10 protein-coding genes are annotated in these 4,309 nt (G+C 50.6%); 5 read left to right on the top strand and 5 right to left on the bottom strand.

Translation table 11 applies throughout. The annotated features are described in order from the left end of the window. Positions 1-13: 13 nt before the first annotated feature. Entirely contained in the window at positions 14-430 is a 417-nt protein-coding gene (locus tag VSS37_RS02210) for a hypothetical protein (protein ID WP_324692988.1), read from the bottom strand. A 65-nt stretch (positions 431-495) separates the two neighbouring features. Then, the gene (locus tag VSS37_RS02205; RefSeq protein WP_324692987.1) at positions 496-744 is read right to left on the bottom strand and encodes a hypothetical protein; all 249 of its coding nucleotides are present in this window, start codon (positions 742-744) and stop codon (positions 496-498) included. A gap of 231 nt (positions 745-975) precedes the next feature. On the opposite strand from VSS37_RS02205, the gene VSS37_RS02200 reads away from it, so the two are divergent. After that, on the top strand, positions 976-1,176 hold the full coding sequence (locus VSS37_RS02200; protein WP_324692986.1) for a hypothetical protein: 201 nt from the start codon (positions 976-978) through the stop codon (positions 1,174-1,176). Then, positions 1,176-1,415 (top strand): hypothetical protein, encoded by a 240-nt coding sequence (locus VSS37_RS02195; protein ID WP_324692985.1) that lies wholly within the window; start codon positions 1,176-1,178, stop codon positions 1,413-1,415. Before VSS37_RS02200 ends, VSS37_RS02195 begins: the two co-directional genes overlap by 1 nt. 76 nt (positions 1,416-1,491) lie before the next feature. Here VSS37_RS02195 and VSS37_RS02190 read toward each other — a convergent pair whose 3' ends face one another. Continuing rightward, the gene (locus VSS37_RS02190) at positions 1,492-1,800 is read right to left on the bottom strand and encodes a helix-turn-helix domain-containing protein (protein ID WP_324692989.1); all 309 of its coding nucleotides are present in this window, start codon (positions 1,798-1,800) and stop codon (positions 1,492-1,494) included. A 224-nt stretch (positions 1,801-2,024) separates the two neighbouring features. Between VSS37_RS02190 and VSS37_RS02185 the strand changes: the two genes are divergently transcribed. Together VSS37_RS02185 and VSS37_RS02180 are read left to right on the top strand one after the other, a co-directional pair. Next, positions 2,025-2,336 carry a hypothetical protein gene (locus tag VSS37_RS02185; protein WP_324692984.1) on the top strand — a complete coding sequence of 104 codons (312 nt, stop codon included), beginning with the start codon at positions 2,025-2,027 and terminating at the stop codon, positions 2,334-2,336. Continuing rightward, positions 2,333-2,656, top strand: coding sequence for a hypothetical protein (locus VSS37_RS02180; protein ID WP_324692983.1), 324 nt, complete (start codon positions 2,333-2,335; stop codon positions 2,654-2,656). Before VSS37_RS02185 ends, VSS37_RS02180 begins: the two co-directional genes overlap by 4 nt. 51 nt (positions 2,657-2,707) lie before the next feature. Here the strand turns inward: VSS37_RS02180 and VSS37_RS02175 are convergent, their stop codons facing one another. Further along, positions 2,708-2,959, bottom strand: a complete 252-nt coding sequence (locus VSS37_RS02175; RefSeq protein WP_324692982.1) for a hypothetical protein — start codon at positions 2,957-2,959, stop codon at positions 2,708-2,710. Positions 2,960-2,969: 10 nt separating this feature from the next. Beyond that, positions 2,970-3,830 carry a DNA/RNA non-specific endonuclease gene (locus VSS37_RS02170; RefSeq protein ID WP_324692981.1) on the bottom strand — a complete coding sequence of 287 codons (861 nt, stop codon included), beginning with the start codon at positions 3,828-3,830 and terminating at the stop codon, positions 2,970-2,972. 130 nt (positions 3,831-3,960) lie between these two features. Between VSS37_RS02170 and VSS37_RS02165 the strand changes: the two genes are divergently transcribed. Next, positions 3,961-4,309: lysozyme inhibitor LprI family protein (locus tag VSS37_RS02165; RefSeq protein WP_324692980.1), on the top strand; the 349-nt coding region annotated here is incomplete at its 3' end.

Below are 4,309 nucleotides of genomic sequence, written 5' to 3'. Positions count from 1 at the left end.
ACCGCAAGGTTGCTCAGCCAACGGAAGGGCAAAAACTCACCTTGAAAGCCCTAGTGACTATACACCCTCTTTTTGTTCTATTTTTTGATTGATCAATGATGATTTCATCATAAACATTCAATGCTTTTTTGTTCTTTTTCAAAAGCGCCGACAAACCTCTTGGGCTTTTTAAAAATTCAATTTTTCCATTAATATTCAATGAACTTAAAAGCTCAGAGTAAGTTCCGGTAAAATAATTTTCTTTTTCTAGAAGATTCTGTATTGCAACTGATAATTCTCTACACGGATGGTTTGTTGATTCTCTTGATAGTTCTTTGTCATTTTTTATTTTCTTATAGATAAAAATTGCATCATTGCATGACTTTTCAATATCCTGTGTTTGAGAGAATATTGTTATTGCTGCATTGTATATATGTATTAAGTCTTTCATGTCAACCACCAAAACAAAAGCCTAACGACCAGCTCGCTCGACGACGGACGCGGGTTCAACGCCGTCTACTCCCAGCGGCGCTTAATGCAAATATCCATCATCTCGCGCTTTGCATTCTCGATGCCGCCTACCATTGCAAACGGTCTGTATTCGTTAGCCCAGCCACTGACGATTGCATCATCTTGTAGTAGTGCCACGCCAAAAAAATTTACGATCTCTCCCCTCTCTGCTTGTTCGAGTAGCCGTCTCAATCCCACCACAACGCCATCGCCGGATTTAGGCTCGCGTTTAAATTCAACAACTTTTAGTGTCATTTCAAGTCAAAAAAACAATTAATAACAAATTATTAGGCTAACAAATTCGACGACGGATCGCCACTCACCGCCGCGACTTCCAGCAGGCGCAAAAAAACCGCTTGGCGCGGCTTGTGCGCTCTAGTTATCCGGGGTTCCTAATCCCGGTGAAGTTTTTTGCTTCACGGTGCGTGAGTACAACTTCTGGTCTATGATGTCAAACATCATCGTTATCATAAAGAGGTGTACATCATGGGGACGGTAAATGATTTGCTGGAAGCCGCCCGCAAGCTCACCCATGAGGAACGCGCCCAATTGATCCAAAAACTGGAGGAGTTGGAGGCGGATGATTGGGATGCGCAGATTGCAGCCGATGCCGCCAGCGGCAAGCTGGATTTCTTGCTGGCGGAAGCCTTGGATGCTGAAACCAAAGGTCAGCTACGGGATTTCTGATGCACAAGACAACGCCCCGGTTCTGGGCTTGTTTTGATAACCTGCCCGCCGCCATCCAAGAGCTTGCCCGCAAAAACTTTGAACTGCTGAAACAAGATCCTTCCCACCCTTCCCTGCGCTTCAAGCAGGTTGGCGAATTGTGGTCAGCCCGTGTGGGTATCCATTACCGTGCGCTGGCGGTGGCCCGCATGGCTATACGTGGGTGTGGATCGGGCATCATGCGGTCTATGACCAGTTGATCAAGTGAACGGGAATTGAATCCCTGACAACGCGCTCGACGATGGATCGGCTGACGCCGACCCGTCAGCTATGAGGTTAGGGACGGAGAGAACTCACCCCGTACCCACGAAGATTATACCGCGCTATCCGCTCCCGTAATGTGGTGCGGCTGGTGTTAAGAATGGCTGCGGCATCTGTCTGATTTCCTTTTGTGGCTTCCAGTGCGGCAATGATTGCGCCTCGCTCTGCTTGCTCGATGATGTCATGCCACAGTTCGTTGCTCCCAGTCCCAAACGGAGCATTGAACCTATTGTGGGCGGCTTGGTGTGTCCCAGCTTTTTGCCTATGTCGTGCGAAAAATCTTGGCCTAAATGCCGTGTAGCAAATATTGCCATTGCCAAGCATCATCCCGCACCCTAATTCTCAGAAATGTGGCCGGTATTACGTAAAAAACGGCTTTGCCATAATAAAGTTAAATATATTGCGATAGTAATACTGTGTGCTTGGCTGGTCATTGCGTTTCCCATTCTGGAGAATTTTTTTAGTTTACAGTGCAGAAGTGTGACTTTTAGCCTACTCACTCAAGCACGATGTCTATAAAATAGACTTTGTTTTTTTGGAGAACTGCAATGAACGCACATGGATATGCAGGCGGAAACTTACTTCTCCAGTTGGTGGATTGGGCGATCCAAAATATAGAACTTCTGTTGATCGGGGTGATTGTCTTTGGGCTGGCGATCATGCTTTACCTGAAAGGCCAGATTGAGGGTCAGAAGCAAGGCTTTGTGGAGGGGGTCAAGCATCATATTCACATTCAGGCCTATGATAAGGCAGATTTTCCGGCAACCTATGAAAAGGACGAATACGTCCTTGAGGCGCATAAAAAACTAGAAAAAGCTTTAAAGCCGAAAATTCCAGTAGATATTCAAGATGACGCATGAGCAAAGTCTTCATGTTTCTGGCAGGTGCGGTGCTGATGTTGTGGCTGGTGGGCGTTTCCCAGCAGGTTCCGGTCATAACCGCGAGCCTAACTTTGGGTGGCGCGCCTTACCGGCCTCCGGAAGCAGTTGGCCTGCCTATTCGGGACAGGTGCCGGGAGTGGCATTATACCGTTCCAGGTGAAACGCAATGGACGGTAGCCCGCCTTTATGCTGGCAACGCTGAAAAACACCTGTGGTTGCGCCAGATGCGGTATATGTCAGGCTTGGCGGTAACGGATGACAATATTCAACCTAACCAGAAACTGTGCGTGGCGTGGTGAAAACCAGCCTATTGCTAACTGCAAAATGGGCAAAGCTGCATGGCTGCTCCGCTAGAGGAAAGGATTGCCAACCTGCCCAACAGGTTTCAGGGTGATGCTGGCGGGCAATGTGCCGCTGGCCTGTTCCGCCTGCAACACGGCCACCATGCCGTCCAGCATCGCTTTCAGTTTCAGCGCGAGTTCCAGCCCGGAAGCGTCATGGGTAATGTCGAGGCTGCCATGCAGCGACACCCGATCCAGCCGGTTTTCAATGTTCAGTCCATGCAGGATGTGGGTTTCAGCTTCGTTGTTGAAAAAGTCCATTGTCGGTCACTCAAGGTTGGGGTAAAGCCATGGCGTTCGTCTTGCTGTGGTCGCTGATGCTGGGGAACGGGTCAATGCCCGCCAGTTGCGCCAATTCCGCGATGCTCACCACCTTATAGTTCTTGCTGGCGTCATTGGCGACCCAGTAAGCCCCACCCTCGCCGGTATTGGCGTCATATACGGCTTTGAAGTAATTGCTGGGAACCAGCACCCGTTCGTTGATGGTGCTCAGGGTCGCCCCGGCGAACACCGCGCCGGACACCACAAACAGTTCCCCACGCTGTTGGGCCAAGTCACGGGTTTTGCCTTCGATGGAAGACCACAGCCCCCGGTTGTTGGTGGGGTTTTGCGGCGTCATATTGGCCAGGGAAAAGCTTTCCCGCATCGCCTGTTCCGTTGGCATGTCGCCTGCCGGGGCCAAATGGCCACGGTCATAGCCGGAACCAGCATAATCCGCCAGTTCAGAACGTTCATCTGCGGGGAGGGATGGTTCGGCATGGAAATTGTCCGTGCGGTCAATGTCCATCAGCAGTTCGGCATAGGTCAGGTGTTCACTCGCCCACAGCGGGGTGCGGGTCAGGCCAGAATGCAATACGGAATATTCCGCAAAGCACAGCGCCCGGGTCTTGCTGGCCAGTTTGGTGTTGGTCAGGCGCGGCTGCACGCCATCCACATAGTCGCCGTAACAACTGTTGCCTTCTGAGCCAGAGGTCAGGTTGTTCCCCTGCGCGGCGTTGCTGCCGCCTGTGCCGCCCAACGTCCCGGAAACGGAAGACGGGTCAGTGCCACCAGTGGATGAGGAGGAACAGGCCGCCACACTGGATGCAATCAGGATGGTGGCGATGGTTTGGGTAATCGTATTCAATTTCACAGCAGGCTCCCTTTGGTGCAGTTTCTATGCGCTTAGTTATTGGTCGTAATATGGCCTGTTTATTGCTATAACATCAAGCATGTTTGCTGAGAATTCACCTGTTTGTGTAAACAGCGATGGGAGATGACGTATGAATATCTTGAAAAGCCTGTGCATATTGGGGATGGCGACAACCGCCTTGGCGATGGCGGCATCAGGGCAGGCCGCCAGTTTCGACTGCGCCAAAGCCACGACCAAAGTGGAAAAAGCCATTTGTGCTGACGATGGGCTTTCCAGCTTGGATGACGAAATGGCTGCGGCCTATAAGCTGGCATTGAAAAAGGGCAACGCCAGTAAAATCAAGTCCGCACAAAAGGATTGGCTACAAGAACGCAACAGTTGCGCCAGCGATGACTCCGGCGCATACGCCAACATGCAGGAATGTATTAAGGAGCAATACAACTACCGTCTCTTTGACCTGAACCGCATGGTTTATTTGC

Origin of the sequence: Candidatus Thiothrix phosphatis, from assembly GCF_035668035.1 — a bacterium.
Classification (GTDB): domain Bacteria; phylum Pseudomonadota; class Gammaproteobacteria; order Thiotrichales; family Thiotrichaceae; genus Thiothrix; species Thiothrix phosphatis.
The sequence above is the reverse complement of the archived record's forward strand: the minus strand, read 5'-3'. Positions and strand labels throughout refer to the sequence as shown.

What these genes read in the sequence shown, in the direction of transcription:
- VSS37_RS02210 (WP_324692988.1), bottom strand. Translation starts at nt 430, where the DNA reads ATGAAAGACTTAATACATATATACAATGCAGCAATAACAATATTCTCT.
- VSS37_RS02205 (WP_324692987.1), bottom strand. Translation starts at nt 744, where the DNA reads ATGACACTAAAAGTTGTTGAATTTAAACGCGAGCCTAAATCCGGCGAT.
- VSS37_RS02200 (WP_324692986.1), top strand. Translation starts at nt 976, where the DNA reads ATGGGGACGGTAAATGATTTGCTGGAAGCCGCCCGCAAGCTCACCCAT.
- VSS37_RS02195 (WP_324692985.1), top strand. Translation starts at nt 1,176, where the DNA reads ATGCACAAGACAACGCCCCGGTTCTGGGCTTGTTTTGATAACCTGCCC.
- VSS37_RS02190 (WP_324692989.1), bottom strand. Translation starts at nt 1,800, where the DNA reads ATGCTTGGCAATGGCAATATTTGCTACACGGCATTTAGGCCAAGATTT.
- VSS37_RS02185 (WP_324692984.1), top strand. Translation starts at nt 2,025, where the DNA reads ATGAACGCACATGGATATGCAGGCGGAAACTTACTTCTCCAGTTGGTG.
- VSS37_RS02180 (WP_324692983.1), top strand. Translation starts at nt 2,333, where the DNA reads ATGAGCAAAGTCTTCATGTTTCTGGCAGGTGCGGTGCTGATGTTGTGG.
- VSS37_RS02175 (WP_324692982.1), bottom strand. Translation starts at nt 2,959, where the DNA reads ATGGACTTTTTCAACAACGAAGCTGAAACCCACATCCTGCATGGACTG.